This window comes from Flavobacterium psychraquaticum (genome assembly GCF_034497725.1).
Classification (GTDB): domain Bacteria; phylum Bacteroidota; class Bacteroidia; order Flavobacteriales; family Flavobacteriaceae; genus Flavobacterium; species Flavobacterium psychraquaticum.
In genome coordinates, this window is the sequence record NZ_JAXKVR010000025.1 from 23,697 (window position 1) to 41,959 (window position 18,263).

Genomic DNA, 18,263 nt, shown 5'->3' on the forward strand with positions numbered 1-18,263 from the left:
GCTATTCCTCTTTTTTCTTCTTGCCAAACAAGTCTTTCAAAGCGCCAGCGGCTTTGTCCTTGACCGTGTTCTTAATATCCTCTTTTGGAGTTGTTGGTGTTTTTGTAGTATCAGTTGTAGTTGGTGTAGTTGCCGGATTTCCTTTACCGCCATTCAGTAAATCTTTCAAGGCATTTGTTCCTTGATTTACCAATTTTTCCTTTTGCATTTTCACCAATTGCGTTGCTAAATTTGTAGTAGCTTGTTTCATATCGGTTGTGATTTTCGGATTGCTGAAGTTTCCTCCAAGTAATGCCGTAACCGGAATATTCTCAATTTTATTCTGATCTGTAGGTGTTAATTTTGATAATAAATTATTCACTTCTGTTCCTAAATATTTCGCAGGAACGTCAAATTTAACATTATAATTCATTGTTTGGTCAAAACCGTGTGTTCCGCCTACGTTTATAGCGATATCTTGATATTTTATGTCAAAGGGTTTCACGTTTACTTTTCCGTTTTCAAAGGACAGCGTTGCTTTAACATCATTTAAATTTAATTTACTAACATCTAAAAATTTTACATTAGAAGTTAATGCGCTTAATAACTTAGAATTCTTTTCATTGACGGTGGTAGATAATAATTGCCCTAATAAATCACCTGATATTGTTTTTAAATTAGGCGTCATATCTTGTTGTAAATCACCTGATAATTTAATGGTTGAGTTTAATTTTCCATTAATCACTCCTGCGATTGGAGCAATTGATTTCAACATATCCAATTGCGTGAATGATTCCGCAATATTAACGGCATTTAATCCTAAGTTCATATTAAATTTTGGTGTTTTCCCTTTCGTTGAAACACTTCCGCTTAAGCCAATATTTCCGCCAAAAATATCCATTTTCAAATTGTTTAAATTTACGGCTTCGTCTTTGATTAATAGTGTTCCAGAAACGTTTTTCAAATTTAAATTGTCATAAACCACAGTTCCTGCTTTTGCAGTAATCGTACAATCTAAGAATGATGGAATTTTTACCGCTTCAGTAGTTTTCTTTCCTTCCTCAACCTTAGTCGTTGGTGCCATAAAATCAGACACAACTAATTTTGTAGCATTCATATTGAAATTCCCCTTCAAGATTTGATTTTTAAATAAGAAACCATAAAAATTATCTAAAGTTCCATTTACTTGAAGATCAGATGAACCTGTTTTTGCATCAAACTTACTTAATTCAACATGATTTGGATTAAAAGCAACATTTGCTTGAATAATTTTAAAAGGTTTTGCCATTTCCGGTCCTTCATAATTGAAGCCTGTGATACTTGCGGTTCCAGAATTTTGTATGTTTTGATATTGCGAAGTTTCAACCGATTTCATATCGAATTTGGTTTTAACATCCGCTTTTAAAATTCCGGTTAATGGTTTGACTAACTTTACTGGATATGCTTTGGTAACGTTTGCTAAATTGATAGTTCCTTTTAATTCGGCATCCACTAAAGCATTTGTAGCGATGTTTCTAATATTTGCTTTTGCATTAAACACATCTTGGTCAATTGAAAATGCAAGTTTTTTCAAATTTACATACGTGTCGTTCATTAAACCTGTTTCATTGATAATATGTGTGTCAATCACGATATTTTTAACCGATTTTGGTAAATTTGGATATTGAAAAGACGCATTATTAGACGCAATTTTTACATCAAAAGCAGGAATTGTAGTTTCGGTTAAATTACCTTTTACTTTTCCGTCTACCGAAAATTGTCCAGTAGTTTTTACTTTGTTAATATCGCCTGAATAAGCTGCTGGAATTAATCCCAAGAAATTTTTAAAATCAGATGTTGGTGTTTTGAATGTTAAATCATAAGTCTGTCCCGCTTCAACCATTTGAATAAATCCGTTGAATTCTAATGGCAATTGATTGATTAAGGCTTTGTTGTCTTTGAATTCGTATTTACTTTTTTCTAAATCAATTCCTAAAATGGCATCTAATGAAATGGCTACATTGTTCATATAGTTCATTTTGTCCATATCAAAAGATAGTTTTGCTGTGGTTTTAGTTTCTAAATCTAATTTTTGAGCAGCAAAATTCCCTTTCCCTTCATGATTAATACTGTCTAAAACCATTTTCATGTTAGAACTTTCGTCGATGTAAGTGAATTTTAGGTTAGTAACATCGTATTTCTGAATATTTAAAGCAAACGGTTTGCTGCTTGAAGGTTTTTCTTCTTCGGCTTGTTTTAAGGCAATATCAAAATTTCCGACACCGTCTTTATTGAAAATAATGTTTACGATTCCATCAATAGTGCTAAAACTCTCTAAATTCATAGCTTCGCCATCGCCTTTAAATAGTTCTTTAATACTCATTGTTACGTTAGTTTCGCCCGAATATAAAAGTGTGTCGTTTGCAAAAGGAGCTTTTGTCACAATGCTAAGATTTGCAATAGAAACATTAGCTTGCGGGAAGCTTTTGAATAAACTTAAATCTACATCTTTAAATGCAATTGTTGCATTTACGTTTTCATTTAAAGTTTTCGCAACCAGTTCCTTAATTTTATCTTTGAATAAAAAAGGTGCCGCAGCCAAAGCAATAATAACAACTAGTAAAAATATGCCAGTTCCTTTTAAGATTTTTTTCAACATAATTGTATTTTTTAAGAGTGAATTCTATTTTGTAAATGGTGCTATTTATTGCAATTAGTTTATGCAAGAGCAAAAGTAGTACCAAAATCCGAAAATTTATAGTAATGCAAAGTAAACTTATAAAAATAAATCCCAAAAACAAACTGTCTTTGGGATTATAACTTGCTAAAAGTTAAGTACTAATTAATGATCAGTTCATAAGGCATAATAGCTTGAATACCTTTTCTGCTTTTTACACGTTTTATTTGTTCGAGCATTTGGAAACCTTCTTCGCCTAATTGCTCTTTTAATAATTGCTCTTTGGTTTTAAACATCGCCATTCCAGTGAAATTAGCTAACATATCTTCAAAACTCTTTTCGTATTCTGGATAGTTTTCTGTTCTGTATGAAGTTGTTTTTCCTAGTTTTGCAGCGTATTTAATGGCAGCATCTAAACCACCAATTTCGTCCACTAAACCTAGTTTATGAGCATCAATCCCAGTCCAAACTCTTCCTTGTGCAATTACATCTACTTGCTCTGTAGTCATTTTTCTTCCATCAGCTACACGTTTTAAGAAAGTAGCGTATGTTTTTTCGATGCTTTCTAAAACAAATCCTTTAAAATTTTCATCGATTGGTTCAAAAACACTGTATCCACTTGCGTTTTCATGCGTTTTTACTTGTTCGGCGTTAATTCCGATGTTTTTACCTAATTGGTTCATGTTGGGTAACATTCCAAAAACTCCAATTGAACCTGTAATCGTATTTGGTTCAGCGAAAATTCTATCCGCATTAGCTGCAATATAATAACCACCTGAAGCCGCATAATTCCCCATAGAAACTACAACTGGTTTTACTTTTTTAGTAATTTCAATCTCTCTCCAAATCAATTCAGATGTTAAAGCGCTTCCGCCAGGGCTGTTAACTCTTAATACAATTGCTTTGACGTCATCATCTTTTCGTGCTTCTTCTAAAGAACGTTTAATTGAACCTTCACCAATTACATTTACATCACCTTCACCACCAGAAATTTCACCTTGTGCATAAACAACCGCAATAATGTCTTTTTTCGAATAATCGTTAATTGTTGAAACTGCTTTTTTAGCATAATCTTTCACACTTACGATGTTGTATTTGTCTTTTTTATCGACTTTTAATTTTGCTCTAATTGCATCGTGATATTCATCTTCATAAGCAATTTTGTCTACTATTTTGTTTGCTAAAGCCAATTCGGGAGTTCTTGCTCCCAAGGTATTTGCAATTGCATCTAGTTGTGCCACTGATATTTTTCTACTTTTCGCAATGTCTGAAACAATCGTGCTCCAAACCGAATTTAACAAAACAGTCATTTGCTCTCTGTTTTCCGGACTCATTTCTTGAGCAAGAAAAGGTTCAACAGCACTTTTATATTTTCCGTGACGAATAACTTCAAATTTCACACCTGATTTTTCTTGTAAATCTTTCATGTAAAGTATTTCCGACGACAATCCTTTAAAATCTACTTCACCCATCGGATTTAAATAAATTTTATCGGCAACAGAATTTAAATAATAGTCGCTTTGTGTGTAGTAATCGGAATACGAGTAGACAAATTTCCCTGATTTTTTAAATTCTTCTAATTTATCACGAACTGATTTACTTTGCGCCATTCCTAATCTCGACTGATTGTTTAAGATAGAAATTCCTTTGATGTTTTTGTCTGTTTTAGCCACTTCAATCGCATTTAAAATATCGGTAACACCGTTGTGATGCGCTTCAAAATAATTAAAATCTTTGTAATTCGTTTTTCCTGAATAATCTAAAGTCACTTTCGATAAGTCTAATTCGATTACAGAATTTTCTTTTACTTTAACGTGGTCTTCATCACCACCAAAAATAGCACCGATGATGATTATTCCGAAGAAAAATATCATAATAAAAACAAATAGTCCAACAATTGTTGCAATTACATTTCCTAAAAATCTCATTTCAATAGTATTTATTAATTGACTATAAGTAGTAGAAACAACAAATTTGTTACATGTTCATAAAAAAATGAAAAAGGTAAAACTTAAGTCTAAAATTGTTTGTTATTTTGCCAATATGAACCAACATCAAGTAATATTATCTTTAGGAAGCAACGAAGGCGATCGATTGACTATGATTCAATCTTGTATTGATTTGATAAATAATGAAGTAGCAGTTGTTATTAAAGTTTCTAAATTATATGAAACGCCTGCTTGGGGATTTGAAAGTGATGCTTTTTATAATTGTGCTATTTTGGTTCATACGTCAAAATCAGCTCAAAAGTTATTGAGACAAGTTTTAAAAATCGAAAAAAAGTTAGGAAGAGTTCGTGCAAATGAGGCAGGCTATCAAGCTAGAATTATTGATATTGATATTATTTCTTTTGATGAAGAGATTATAGCGACTGAAAATTTAAATATCCCACATCCTTTATTACAAAACAGGAAGTTTGTTTTACAACCGATGTTAGATTTAGGTCTGAATTGGGAGCATCCAATCTATAAAAAATCTATTGCAGAATTAGTACTGAACTGTGAAGATAAGAGCGAGTGCAAAGTCGTTCAAAACTTGATTTCGCCTATTGAAAAATTAAGCTTACAAAACTTCAATTATATTGCCATTGAAGGAAATATTGGCGCTGGAAAAACGACACTTGCTACAAAATTAGCCGAAGATTGTAATGCTAAATTAGTTTTGGAACGTTTTGCCGATAATCCTTTTTTACCAAAATTCTATAAAGACCAGAGTCGCTACGCGTTTCCATTAGAAATGTCGTTTTTGGCGGATCGTTACCAACAATTGTCTGATGATTTAGCGCAATTTGATTTGTTCAAAGATTTTGTTGTGGCGGATTATCACATTTTTAAATCGCTAATTTTTGCAAAAGTAACGCTTCAAGAAGATGAATTTCGACTGTATAAAACGATGTTTGACATCATTCACAAGGAAATGCCAAAGCCTGATTTATATGTTTATTTGTATCAAAACACGGATCGTTTGTTGCAAAATATAAAGAAAAGAGGAAGAAGTTACGAACAAGAAATTCCAGCAGAATACTTAGAAAAAATAAATCAAGGTTATTTAGATTACATCAAAACGCAAACCGATTTGAATGTTTTGGTTATTGATGTATCCGATTTAGATTTTGTAAAAAAACAAGAAGATTATGTTTTTTTGTTGAATGCGATAAATAAGAAGATTACAACTAAATAAACTGGATTTTTGTTATGCTGAACTTGTTTCAGCATCTCCTTCCTAGAATAGTATTATAAATTATAATCAGAAAGATAAACTTATCTGACTTAAATGCTTAAATGAAAACCATAGCAATCTCTGTTTCTATATGTCAGTAAAGATTTTATTAATTTCTTAAATCTGTGTTGCTAAATAGAAGCTTTCAATTCATTTTCTGAAATAAATCCCAAATCACAATTCCAGCACTCACTGAAATGTTTAAGGAATGTTTGCTTCCTAATTGCGGAATTTCAATAACACCATCACTTAGATTAATTGCTTCTTGCGAAACACCTTTTACTTCATTTCCGAAAATTAAAGCGTATTTTGAATTTGGTTTTGTTTGAAATTTATCTAACATAATTGCGTGTTCGGTTTGTTCTACTGAATATACTTTTATGTTTTCCGATTTTAATTTATTGACAACTTCTAAAACATCTTTTACATATTCCCATGTCACGGTTTCTGTCGCACCAAGAGCGGTTTTATGAATTTCCTTATTAGGCGGAACAGCCGTAATGCCACACAAATAGATTTTTTCAATCAAAAAGGCATCCGAAGTTCTAAAAACCGAACCAATATTATGTAAACTTCTAATATCATCAAGAACTACAATAATTGGTGTTTTTTTAGCGTCTTTAAATTCATCTACATTTTTACGTTCTAATTCTGCGTTGGCTAATTTTCTCATAATGCAAAGATATATTTTAGTTTAAAAGTTTAAAAACTTATTGATGTTTAAAAGTTTAAACAAGTACGGATTTCAAAGACTTTTAAGGTTATTTGTGGAATTTGTGTTTAATTTTTTAATTTTTGCAATTGTAATTGCTATTAAATTTTGCCATTGCTATTGCTTCAGTTTTTCTTACCTTCGCAATTGTACTTAAAAACCTAAAATTGTGGCTAAAAAAGCAGAAATTTCTTCCGATACAACACCAAAGGAAACGCCTTTAATGAAGCAATACAACGAGATAAAACGTAAATATCCCGATGCTTGTTTGCTTTTTCGTGTAGGCGATTTTTATGAAACGTTTGGAGAAGATGCAGTTCGTGCCGCCGGAATTTTAGGAATTACATTGACAAAAAGAGGAGCTGGTTCTGCAACTGAAACGGCTTTAGCTGGTTTCCCACATCATTCTATAAATACCTATTTGCCAAAATTAGTCAAAGCCGGACTTCGTGTTGCAATTTGCGATCAGCTAGAAGATCCGAAAATGACTAAAACCATTGTGAAACGCGGTGTTACCGAATTAGTAACGCCAGGAGTTTCTATGAATGATGAGGTGTTAAATTCAAAATCGAATAACTTTTTAGCCGCAATTCATTTTGGAAAAAGAAATATCGGTGTATCATTTTTAGATGTTTCAACTGGAGAGTTTTTAGTGTCGCAAGGAAATGAAGAATATATTGATAAATTGTTGCAAAATTTCCGCCCTAGCGAAGTTTTAATTCCGAAGCAATTTAAGAACCAGTTTACGTCGGTTTTTGGTCCTGATTTTCATACTTTTTTCTTAGAAGATTGGGTATATAAAGAAGATTATGCGTTGGAAAGTTTAATGAAGCATTTTCAAACTAATTCCTTAAAAGGTTTTGGTGTCGAAGAATTAAACGAAGGATTAATTGCATCAGGTGCGATTTTATTTTACTTGTCAGAAACCCAACACAATAAAATTCAACACATTACAAGCATTCAGCGAATTGCCGAAGATGCTTACGTTTGGATGGATAAATTTACCATTCGAAATTTAGAATTATACCACAGTTATAATCCGAATGCAGTAACGCTTTTGGATGTGATTGATAAAACGCTTTCGCCAATGGGATCCAGACTTTTGAAACGTTGGTTGGCACTTCCGTTGAAAGATATTACTAAAATCAGAAGTCGTCACGAAGTGGTTTCCTACTTAAAAGATAATCCTGAGATTCTACAAAAAATCCAATATCAAATCAAACAAATTTCCGATTTAGAACGTTTGATTTCGAAAGTAGCAACAGGTAAAATTTCGCCAAGAGAAGTTATTTTCTTAAAAGATTCATTAGATGCAATTATTCCAATTAAAACATTGGCTTTGGATAGTAAAAATGAAGCTTTACGTGTAATTGGCGATAGTTTACACGCTTGTGAATTATTGCGTGAAAAAATAAAAACTACGATTCAAGAAGATGCTCCGGTGAGTATCAATAAAGGAAATGCAATTGCGGTTGGAGTACATTCCGAATTAGATGAATTGCGCGGTATTTCTTCGACTGGAAAAGGTTATTTAGAAGATTTAGAACGACGAGAAAGTGCTAATACAGGAATTCCTTCGTTAAAAATATCATTTAATAATGTATTTGGTTATTATATTGAAGTTCGAAATTCGCACAAAGACAAAGTGCCAACCGAATGGATTCGTAAGCAAACTTTGGTAAATGCAGAACGCTATATTACCGAAGAATTAAAAGAATATGAATCGAAAATATTAGGAGCTGAAGAAAAAATTCATCAATTAGAAACCCAATTGTTCGAACAATTAGTGAATTGGATTGCAACATATATCAAGCACGTTCAGTTGAATGCTAATTTAATTGCTCAATTAGATTGTTTGAATTCGTTTACGCAATTAGCGATTGATAATAAATACGTTTGTCCAGTTCTTGACGAGAGTTTTGAATTGGAAATTAAAGACGGAAGACATCCGGTAATCGAAAAGCAACTGCCTGTTGGAACACCTTATATTGCCAATGATGTTTATTTGGATAGCGATACGCAACAAATCATTATGATTACCGGACCCAATATGTCGGGTAAGTCGGCAATTTTGCGTCAAACTGCTTTGATTGTGCTCTTGGCTCAGATGGGAAGTTTTGTGCCTGCGGAAAGCGTTAGAATGGGAATTGTGGACAAAATTTTCACTAGAGTAGGAGCGAGCGATAATATTTCGATGGGCGAATCTACTTTTATGGTTGAAATGAACGAAACGGCTTCGATTTTGAATAATATTTCGGAAAGAAGCTTGGTGTTGCTAGACGAAATTGGAAGAGGAACTTCAACTTATGACGGAATTTCGATTGCTTGGGCGATTTCAGAATATTTGCACGAACATCCAAACAAACCAAAAACATTGTTCGCTACGCATTATCACGAATTAAATGAAATGGAAGTTACGTTTGAACGCATTCACAATTATAACGTTTCTGTAAAGGAGTTAAAAGATACTGTTTTGTTCATTCGTAAATTAGTAAAAGGCGGAAGTGCTCATAGTTTTGGAATTCACGTGGCAAAAATGGCTGGAATGCCTCAAATTGTAATTCAGAAAGCACAAAAACTTTTGAAACAATTAGAAAAAAGACATTCAAGCGAAGAATTATCTGGAATTAAAGCCGCAAATGATGAACTGCAATTGAGTTTTTTCAATTTAGACGATCCGTTATTAGAAGATATTAAAGAAGAAATTATGAATATTGATATTAATACCTTGACTCCAGTGGAAGCATTAATGAAGCTAAATGAGATAAAAAGGATGTTGGTAAAAAAATAATTAAAAAATAATTAATTAGTTATCAAAAGGTTATAAAAAAGTTTTAATTTTTATTTAAAAAGTTCTTGCGAGAATAAAAATATGTACTATATTTGCACTCGCAATACGGAACAAGTATAGCGACGTTCTTTTAAAAAACTAAGATTACAAAAAACGCGAAAATAGCTCAGCTGGTAGAGCGCGACCTTGCCAAGGTCGAGGTCGCGGGTTCGAGCCCCGTTTTTCGCTCTATACCAAAATAAATTGCTTGAGTGGTGGAATTGGTAGACACGCTGGACTTAAAATCCAGTGGGTAGTAATGCCCGTGCGGGTTCAAGTCCCGCCTTGAGTACTTGAAAGCCTTGTAATCTGCTGATTATGAGGCTTTTTTATTTTTAAAGGTGGTCAAAAGGGTGGCTAAAACTTTAAAAATGTTTATTTCTTTTAAATTTTACTTAAAATAATTAAAGGTTAATTTTTTTATATTTATTTTATAATTCACATAAAAACCCCCGTTAAATTAATATTTAACGGGGGTTTTTATGTGTTTGATATAGGTCTTCTTTGGATTTATATTGTCTGTAGGTCTACCCAAAAATGAAATAACTCAATGAAGTCTTCTTCTCCATCTCCATTTAGTCTGAAATTTTTTGAACTAAATTTATCAATTCCGTCAGAGTTTGATTCTTTTTTGATTAATTGCTCACCAACTTTCCATAAATCAGGATTAATTAAAACAAGTTCGCTAATCCAATCATTAATTTTTAAAAACCAATGGTTGGATTCTTCACTTTGAATATAACCAATGATTGCAGCATATTTAAGCTTCTTACCGTGAATCCCTTTTTTGAACCTTTCAATACCTCCACAAGGGCGTTCATAACCAACTACATATTCTTTTTCTCGATTATGACCTGGTGTTGGCAGTCTTTTTGCTTCAATTGAAAAAAAAGAATCAAATTCACCGTAACTTCTATCGCCAATTATTAGTTGTTCATTTTCTGACAATGTGCCAATATCAGTTTGAGGGCTTATTCCCGAGGCGTGGTTCTCAATATTTTCATGATGAAAATAAAATGGATAACTATTTGCTTTACGGTTAAAATGTTTACATAATCTATCTGTTAAAGATTTTTCATTTGCATTAATTTCTCCTTTTACTTTTTCTGAAAATTCTAAGAAGTGAGTTTCTATAAAACCAATAACACATTTTATTGAAGAATCAATTTCTATACCGTGAGTTAGTTCTCCATTACTAATATTTTGATTAATATCTGCTAACATTAATATCCTTGTTTTCTTAAATCTGAAAAAGTATCATCTGCATCTTTAAGCGCAATAGATTTCAACCAATATCTCAGTTTTTTCGGTTTAATTAAATAAATAACGTTTCCTTCATAAATCCTAACTATTCGAGTTAACCTTAAATTGACTCCAGAATTCTTTCTCACAAGATTTTCTATATACTTATCCGCATTTTTAGAATCACTAAAATCAATATTTGGTTCACTACCAAAATAAAAAGGATAACAGATGTATGAATCTGTTTCGAAATATTTATAGGGTTTAATGGAGTTAAAAACACCTTCTAAGACTCTGCAAAATATATTAGCGAAATCATTAAGTTCAGATTTAGAAACATTGTTTTTAGCAATTTTAGAATTTTCACCTTTTCTTCTAAATTCAAGAATATAATTTCCAAAATCACTAATTAAAATTGATTCAAATTCACTTATTTTTAAATCATCTTCAAATTCAGGATAAGGAAGTTTTTTTAAATCAGAAGCTAACAAAGACGAAGATTTATTAACCATATATCTTCCGCTAATACCTGCTAAATAGAATGGGTAAAGCTGATTATTTGAGAACCTTTTTTTAATTTCAAGAAGTGATTCTTCTGAATGGCCATGAATTCCAAAAATAGAATTTTTAAAGACCAAGTCATCCTTTCTGTATTCAACAGGAATTGAAAAAGAGGACGCTTCTACGACTTCTTTTATTAATAAATGGGGTGCAAGATATACTTTTGCATTTCCTTTACTATGAAAATATTCTAAGCTTAATTCTTCCTCTATTTTTGAATCATCAATTCCTGATGTACTTAATGCTTCTACTGGTAAGTGTCTTTTTCCTGTTAAAAAATGAGCTTTCATTTTCTTTAGTGCAATTTGATATGCCGATTCAGCACTAATGGAATTTTGTCTGTCATTTTCTAATTTTGATATTTTCTTAATATCAGAGTCAATCGCAGCTGTAAATCCCTCAGAAAATTCCCAACCAAATGTTTCCTTTTGTTTGAGTAAAAACTCTTCAAATGTCTGTAAGTCTGCCAATCTTTTTATTAACTGATGATATCTACTACCTCCAATGAAGTTTGATTTCCAAACTAATGAATCATTTATCGCTAAATCATAAGGGATATTATGAAAATCGTATGTGTCTAATTCAAAAAATAATTTTTCTTTATGTGCCTTTGTTCTGCGTACAGTTACATGAAGTAAACTTTTATTTTTTGGTTTCTCGTTTTTAACAAAAATTGCTGCAGTTGCTACTTTTGCATTGCCATACAAAACTTCGCTTAAAGAAGTAAAGTCTATGATTTGGGGTACATTATATTTCTTTAATAATGATTTTCTAAATAGAAAAGAACTATTGTTGTAAAGTAATGGTCCTGAAGGCTGAATAAGACAAACCAAACTATTAATCTTGCATAAATCTATTGATTTTTCAAGAAATAATAAAGATATTTGATTATCAGGTAATTTAATTAAAGAATTATTAAGTTTAAAATTATATTCTGAATTATATAGAGTTCTTTCTTTAGCACTAATTGTCTCGACTTTTTCTGCAGATTTAGTTAATTTAGCTTCAAAAGGGGGGTTTCCAATGACTAAGTCAAATTTGTTTTTGAATTTATTATTTAAAACAACATTAAAAAAGTCATCATGGATAATGTTTTCTTTTTGAAGGTCGTCAAACTGAAGATCTTTCCATATTTGCAATGGAGTTAATTCATCACATAATGCTAAACTTAAGCTGAATACAGTTAATTGTGCAGCTTCTTTTTTTAGCTCTACACCAAATATGTTATCTTTTAATAATTTTTTTAAAATAACTAAATCTGGATGTCTCCAGTTGTTTTTTCTTCTCCATCTATAAATTAACCTTCTGTATGCTCCTACAAGAAAAACACCCGAACCACATGAAGGGTCAAGTATTTTAAATTCAGTATTTTCGTTGCTTAGGGGCATTGCTTCATCTAGCAAAAAATTCACTAAATAAGGAGGAGTATAAACAACTCCAGGTTGTTTTCCTAAGAATTCTTCATAGATATTACTAATTAACTCAACTGGTAAGTCATTAAATGAGTATAATCTCCAAAAAACAAATTGAATTCCATCAGTATCTCCATCTAAAAATTGACCAAATCTTGATAAATCTTGATTGGAAATGTAATTTCTTTCTTCTTCTTCAAGTTCAAAAACACCTCCATTAAAGTGCTTTGAAAGATAATCTAATAACTTTAAATAAGAGCCTGGCGTTTTTAATACATCTGTAAATTTTGATGAGTTAGCACCAAATCTTGAAAAAAAATCTGAAGGAAATACTTTATTGCCGAATTCATCCTCTCTTTCCTCTAAATATTTTATGAGAATAGACACAACCATCATTTTACGAGCAATATTTGATGGTAGAATATTATTGCTAATAATATCTTTTAAGGCTTGCTTAAGCTCTCCTAGAAGTTTTTCATAAGCGCTATTATTAAAATTAAACTTGTTAGAATATTTTGAATTTTCCCAAAAAGTACCATTATCAAATGATTTCCCCGAAAATGCCTTAAACTCTTCTTCATTATTAAATTCGTCTATTTCATCTGATAAATTGGAGGCTAGTTTAATAATTGTCAAAGGAGTATATTTAAGGCTTCTTCCTTCAGAAGGTCTCTCAAAACAATTAAAAATACGAACGTCTTTTTTAGTGAAAATAAAAAACATTGGAACCAATCCAGAACTATAGAGTTGCTTATGTATATTCGTTAAATCTTCCTCTTTAACATTTATATTGTCTGTAAAATCATAAAGGTAAATTTGAGGAACAGATGGTCTACTTTCAAACCTTCTAAAATAGACGTAATTTGCCTTGTACTTATTTGCATTCTCTAAGGCAATATATTCTTCAGGAGGCAAATTTTTATTTGACTTTAATTCACGAACAGAAACTAACCCAGAGCGAAACTCTGAATCCCCTATCATTTCTAATTTTTCTAAGCAATATAATAATTCGTGATTCATCAAAGCAAAAGTACATTTTAATATTTAAAAGATGATAAATTATTAATCAAAAAACTTATAGTTACTTCTTTAATTTAGTTTTTACATTACCTCTTTGTTAATCTAATTTAGATACAATTTCATTATTCTTGTAGTTGTTTATTTTTATAAATATAATTTCTAAAAATCTCTACTTACAAATTCTCTAATTAACTGCTCAACATTATCAATTTGAGTAAATGGAATTATAAGTAACTTAATATTTTTTGTTTTAGCATAATTCAATTTTATTTCATCTCGAATTCTTGCTTCTGCATTTTGCTTCCTCTTATCAAAAAAAGATATTTTGTTATAATGTTGTTCTCCGTGAAATTCGATAAGACCAACTTGTCCATTAACAGATATTGCAAAATCAAAAAACAACCTTCTCTTATATACACAATCTTCAAATGTATGTTGTGAATTAAATTCAATATTTAATTTTTTTAGAACAGTTTCTATTGCAGCCTCTCCTTTTGAATATTTACACTTCTTACAACCATTACCACTTAAGTGATTATTTGGTGTTTGAGGAAAATCACCATGATAACGACAAGTAATCATTACTTCGGTATTTCTATCAATATAATTCACATTGTCATAAGAATATTTATTACCATGAATTAGTTTTGATTTTTTAATAAATTCTTCAGGTGTGGATTTAGAATTACCTGCACATTTATCACAGCCTTTTCCACTCAAGTGACTAATTGGTATTTGAGGAAAATCTCCATGTACAGGGCAAGTAATAGTTACTCTTGTTTTATTATTTATATAATTTGTTCTATCATATAAATATTTTTCACCATGTATTAATTTAGATTTTTTAATAAACTCTTTAGTGGTTTTTTTTATTTTTCCACTACATTTCCTACAACCATTACCACTTAAATGACTATTTGGTGTTTGAGGAAAATCACCATGAACAGAGCAAGTTATCATTACTGTAGTTGTTCTATTAATATAATTTACATTATCATATTTGAATCTTTCACCATGTATTAATTTTGATTTTTCGATAAATATTTGTTTTGTCAACTTAATTTTTCCACCACATTCATTACAGCCTTTTCCACTTAAATGATTACTTGGTTTTTGTGGAAAATCACCATGAACAGGACAAGTAATCATTACTTCAGTCTTTCTATCAATGTAAATTACATTATCATATTTGAATCTTTCGCCATGTATTAATTTTGATTTTTTAATAAATTCTTCAGATGTGGATTTAGAATTACCTGCACATTTATCACAGCCTGCTTTAATTCTAAAATGATTACTTGGAAACTGATTAAAATCACCATGTACACGGCAAGTAATAGTTACTTTTGTTTTATTATTTATATAATTTGTTCTATCATATAAATATTTTTTACCATGTATTAATTTAGATTTTTTAATAAACTCTTCTGTTGTGTATTTAACTTTTCTAGCACATTTGTCACATCCCTTTCCTTCTAAATATTCATCAGGGGTTCTTTCGAAATGGGAATGAATTTTACATGTTATAATCACTTTTTGATGATTATTAATTAAGTTAACTTTTTCATATGAATCTTTATTTTTATACAACTTTTGCCCTAATTTAACAAAAATATCATTAGTTATTTTCTTATATCCACTACAAATAGGACAACCACTTCCTTTTAAATGAAGGTTTGGTTTTTTTAAAAATTCAAAATTGTGCTTTTTACAAATAATGTGTAATTTTTCATCCGAATAAACATATTTGATTTTTGAGTAGTCGTATTTATTTCCATGAATAGCTGTTGCTTCTTTTATAAACTCAAATGGTGTATATCTTTTCATGATTAATCTTCTAATGTGTTAAACTTAGTTTTTGATGAAAACAACTTTTTAGAAAAAATCTAAAGACTAATTATTGATATTCAATTTGAAAAATACAGTTGTAAGTTTGATATTTTCTCTTTTTTTGTAAAGGAAATACCCTTCCGCTAAAATACATAATAAAAATATGATCAAAAAGTATTTTTCAAATTCTATAAATGCTAATTGAGTATTTGTTATTTCTTCAGGAACTCTTAATTTATTGATATTTAAAATTTCTTTATAATCAAGAAATACACTCTTGAAACTGGTTTTACTTTGCTCATCATAAAAGGTTGGCTCATAATTAATATTAAAAATTATAAAGCTAATCAGGAAGAACATTAAGTAAGTCAAAGTTGATAAGGCTATCGATTTAAAAAAAGAATTTCCCATTACGATTCTTTGAAAAAGAAAAGTTGATACTAAATAGGTTATTGTAGAAAGAGCAAATAAAAATGATAAAAATGTGTATTTGTTCAAAGCTTCAATTTCAACAATAACTTCTAAGGCAAGAACTAAAAAGCTAAAAAAGTAAAGAATCAAAAAAAGGTAAATAATATATTTTAAAGCTTTCAATGCTAATGTGAATATCTGTGTCATAGTTTTTATTTTTGAATGTTAAATTTTACTGGTGGTTGTGATTTCTTTTTGCCTAATAATTCGTTTATATCAGTGTAAACACTTTCGTAACGCTCCCTTTCATCATCTGTTATGTTTAATTCAAATTCTATATTTTCTAAGTGTTTTAAATAATGGTTTCCATTAATTTGGTCGCTTTCGACAAAATGATGATTTCCTTCTGCTATAATTCCCCAAGCTTGCCCTGGCTTAAATTTTATAATATCTTCTTTTTGCATAATATTTCTGTCTGTATAACTGACTGTTTTTGATGAAGTAATGCTAAAATCAGGTGTTGTTTTTGATTCCTTTTTAGTTTCTCTTGTTCCTAATGTTCTCTGAAAGTGGTCTAATGTTTCAGGGTTTGTAGTTCTAAATAATAATTGTGTTCCCATGTTTGAAATAATAGATGATGCAACTTCTTTGTCATATCGGTTTACTAATTGTGAAAAATCTTGAATTGCGATGCAAGTAGCAATTTTATTGCTTCTTGCTGTTTCAGGAATGTTTTGAAAGTCCGGAATTGCTAAACAAGTGAACTCGTCTATAATCACAGCACTTTTGTGCTGATTAGACGTGTTCATCTTTTTAAGTACTAAACCAATGATACTACTGTAAATTGGACTGTATAAATCTCTCTTTTGTAAATTGAAAATTAAATTTATAACACAAGGATTTTCAGGATTATTTGGCAAGTTTAATTTTTCTTCAGTAAGTAAGTTTCTGTATATTTTCGGAGTGTCTAACGAGGCAAAAAAAGCTGTGAATGTACTTATTATACTTCCCAGTAATTTAGGGTCGTCCTTTACGCTTAATAAGATTGTTGAAGCTCTTTTGGCTTCATTATCTGATGATAAAAGCTTGATTAATTCTTCAGGTGAAACGGTCAAGAAAAGTGCGATTACATGTGGAATAGTTGTATATTTTTCTCCTTTATTTTTGAGGTATATAATTACTCCCGTTAAAATACTTTTTGCAGAATTAAAGAAATATTTAGCATTATCATTTTTAGGAATTCCTACAATTCCGCTCAAGAAATAAGAGCTAAAATCAATAATATCGCTTTTATCATCACAAAGAGTCAATGGATTTATTCTATCATAGTTTTTATCCAATGAAAAATTTAGAATTGGTTTATTTACTTGAATTGCTTTTTTATTTATTAAGCTACTTAAATCTCCTTTTGGGTCAAAACATAAAACCCCTCTTTCTTCAATTAAATGTGCTAATAATGGATTTATTAATGAAAATGTTTTTCCACTTCCAGCTCCACCAACTCCGATAATTCCTCTATCTAAATTTCGTATTTCATAAGTTTTATTTTTTCCCTTTAGATAAAAATATTTTTTACTATTTCTTTTCTTAAAAAAATAGATAATGACAACTGTCACAATTATTAAACTAACGATTCCAATCATGTTTTCTAATATTTATTTTTCTTGTATTTGGTCTTTGATGTTTTGCGGTAGAACCTAATTCTCCTCTTTCCATTCCGTATTTTTTCATTAGTTCAGCATAAGCAGTTTGCTGAGCCGATAAGTCTTTCTTTCCATCAATAAATGACTTTGCAGATAAGCGTCCATCTGTTGTAACTGGTGTTACAACTATTTCACAATGGTATGTTTTTTCATCACAGTGTAAATGCATGGAAACAATGTTGTTTTCGCCGTATATTTCACTAATAAAATCTCTATTGTCTTTAATCCATGATTGATATAATTTATCATCACTAAAAATTTCATTCATTTTTTGATTATCTGATGTAAAAACATATTCAATTGCCTTAACCGCATCAGCTCTTATTTTTTTATCTTGAGTGTAATTTTTATTAATGTTATCATTCACCCTTTTTTGTAAATGGTTTTCTTTTGTGTAGGCAGTCCATTCATTTTGAGAATATGACTTCCCTGTATTGTCCCAATGAATATTTCTACTTACTTCTTCAGGATTTGCATTTTGTGGACTAATTGTTTCTCCTCCAAAACTTCTGTCAATGTGTTTTCCAATTCCCCTTAAATCGGATTTTAATTTTATCATTCTCATTACTGCGTAACTCATAATATTTCATTTAAAAATTTCACTTAAATTTCTCACTCAAATATTTGGTCTTTTCTGCTGAAAGCAGAAAATGAAAAAAAACAGCTTTTGCATAGCAAAAGCGTTCCA

General features: G+C 30.4%; 11 protein-coding genes and 2 tRNA genes. 4 read left to right on the forward strand and 9 right to left on the reverse strand.

Annotated features, from left to right (window positions below; genetic code table 11):
* Window position 1 precedes the first annotated feature (1 nt).
* A complete protein-coding gene (locus tag T1L09_RS04190; RefSeq protein ID WP_322549700.1) occupies window positions 2–2,617 on the reverse strand; it encodes an AsmA-like C-terminal region-containing protein in 2,616 nt (871 codons plus the stop codon).
* A gap of 179 nt (window positions 2,618–2,796) precedes the next feature.
* Complete coding sequence (sppA, locus tag T1L09_RS04195) at window positions 2,797–4,563, reverse strand: signal peptide peptidase SppA (protein WP_322549701.1); 1,767 nt, start codon at window positions 4,561–4,563, stop codon at window positions 2,797–2,799.
* Window positions 4,564–4,630: 67 nt separating this feature from the next.
* On the opposite strand from sppA, the gene folK reads away from it, so the two are divergent.
* Window positions 4,631–5,815: a 2-amino-4-hydroxy-6-hydroxymethyldihydropteridine diphosphokinase gene (gene folK / locus T1L09_RS04200; protein ID WP_322549702.1), complete on the forward strand. Its 1,185-nt coding sequence runs from the start codon at window positions 4,631–4,633 to the stop codon at window positions 5,813–5,815.
* A 184-nt stretch (window positions 5,816–5,999) separates the two neighbouring features.
* On the opposite strand, the gene T1L09_RS04205 is transcribed toward folK, so the two are convergent.
* On the reverse strand, window positions 6,000–6,527 hold the full coding sequence (locus T1L09_RS04205; protein WP_322549703.1) for an RNA methyltransferase: 528 nt from the start codon (window positions 6,525–6,527) through the stop codon (window positions 6,000–6,002).
* 262 nt (window positions 6,528–6,789) lie between these two features.
* Here T1L09_RS04205 and mutS point away from each other — a divergent pair, with 262 nt between their 5' ends.
* From mutS to T1L09_RS04220, 3 genes are all read left to right on the forward strand, one after another.
* On the forward strand, window positions 6,790–9,357 hold the full coding sequence (gene mutS, locus T1L09_RS04210) for a DNA mismatch repair protein MutS (RefSeq protein WP_322549861.1): 2,568 nt from the start codon (window positions 6,790–6,792) through the stop codon (window positions 9,355–9,357).
* A 155-nt stretch (window positions 9,358–9,512) separates the two neighbouring features.
* A tRNA-Gly gene (locus T1L09_RS04215) sits at window positions 9,513–9,585 on the forward strand.
* A gap of 17 nt (window positions 9,586–9,602) precedes the next feature.
* Window positions 9,603–9,688: transfer RNA gene (locus tag T1L09_RS04220), tRNA-Leu, on the forward strand.
* Window positions 9,689–9,906: 218 nt separating this feature from the next.
* Here the strand turns inward: T1L09_RS04220 and T1L09_RS04225 are convergent.
* The 6 genes from T1L09_RS04225 to mobV form a co-directional block, all read right to left on the reverse strand.
* Window positions 9,907–10,620 (reverse strand): hypothetical protein, encoded by a 714-nt coding sequence (locus T1L09_RS04225; RefSeq protein WP_322549704.1) that lies wholly within the window; start codon window positions 10,618–10,620, stop codon window positions 9,907–9,909.
* Window positions 10,620–13,631: an HsdM family class I SAM-dependent methyltransferase gene (locus T1L09_RS04230; RefSeq protein ID WP_322549862.1), complete on the reverse strand. Its 3,012-nt coding sequence runs from the start codon at window positions 13,629–13,631 to the stop codon at window positions 10,620–10,622. The genes T1L09_RS04225 and T1L09_RS04230 overlap by 1 nt, the downstream gene beginning before the upstream one ends.
* 159 nt (window positions 13,632–13,790) lie before the next feature.
* Window positions 13,791–15,458, reverse strand: a complete 1,668-nt coding sequence (locus T1L09_RS04235) for a hypothetical protein (RefSeq protein ID WP_322549705.1) — start codon at window positions 15,456–15,458, stop codon at window positions 13,791–13,793.
* 66 nt (window positions 15,459–15,524) lie between these two features.
* Window positions 15,525–16,055, reverse strand: coding sequence for a hypothetical protein (locus T1L09_RS04240; RefSeq protein ID WP_322549706.1), 531 nt, complete (start codon window positions 16,053–16,055; stop codon window positions 15,525–15,527).
* 29 nt (window positions 16,056–16,084) lie between these two features.
* Window positions 16,085–17,515 carry a type IV secretory system conjugative DNA transfer family protein gene (locus T1L09_RS04245; RefSeq protein WP_322549707.1) on the reverse strand — a complete coding sequence of 477 codons (1,431 nt, stop codon included), beginning with the start codon at window positions 17,513–17,515 and terminating at the stop codon, window positions 16,085–16,087.
* On the reverse strand, window positions 17,499–18,155 hold the full coding sequence (mobV, locus tag T1L09_RS04250) for a MobV family relaxase (RefSeq protein ID WP_322549708.1): 657 nt from the start codon (window positions 18,153–18,155) through the stop codon (window positions 17,499–17,501). The genes T1L09_RS04245 and mobV overlap by 17 nt, the downstream gene beginning before the upstream one ends.
* Window positions 18,156–18,263: the final 108 nt, after the last annotated feature.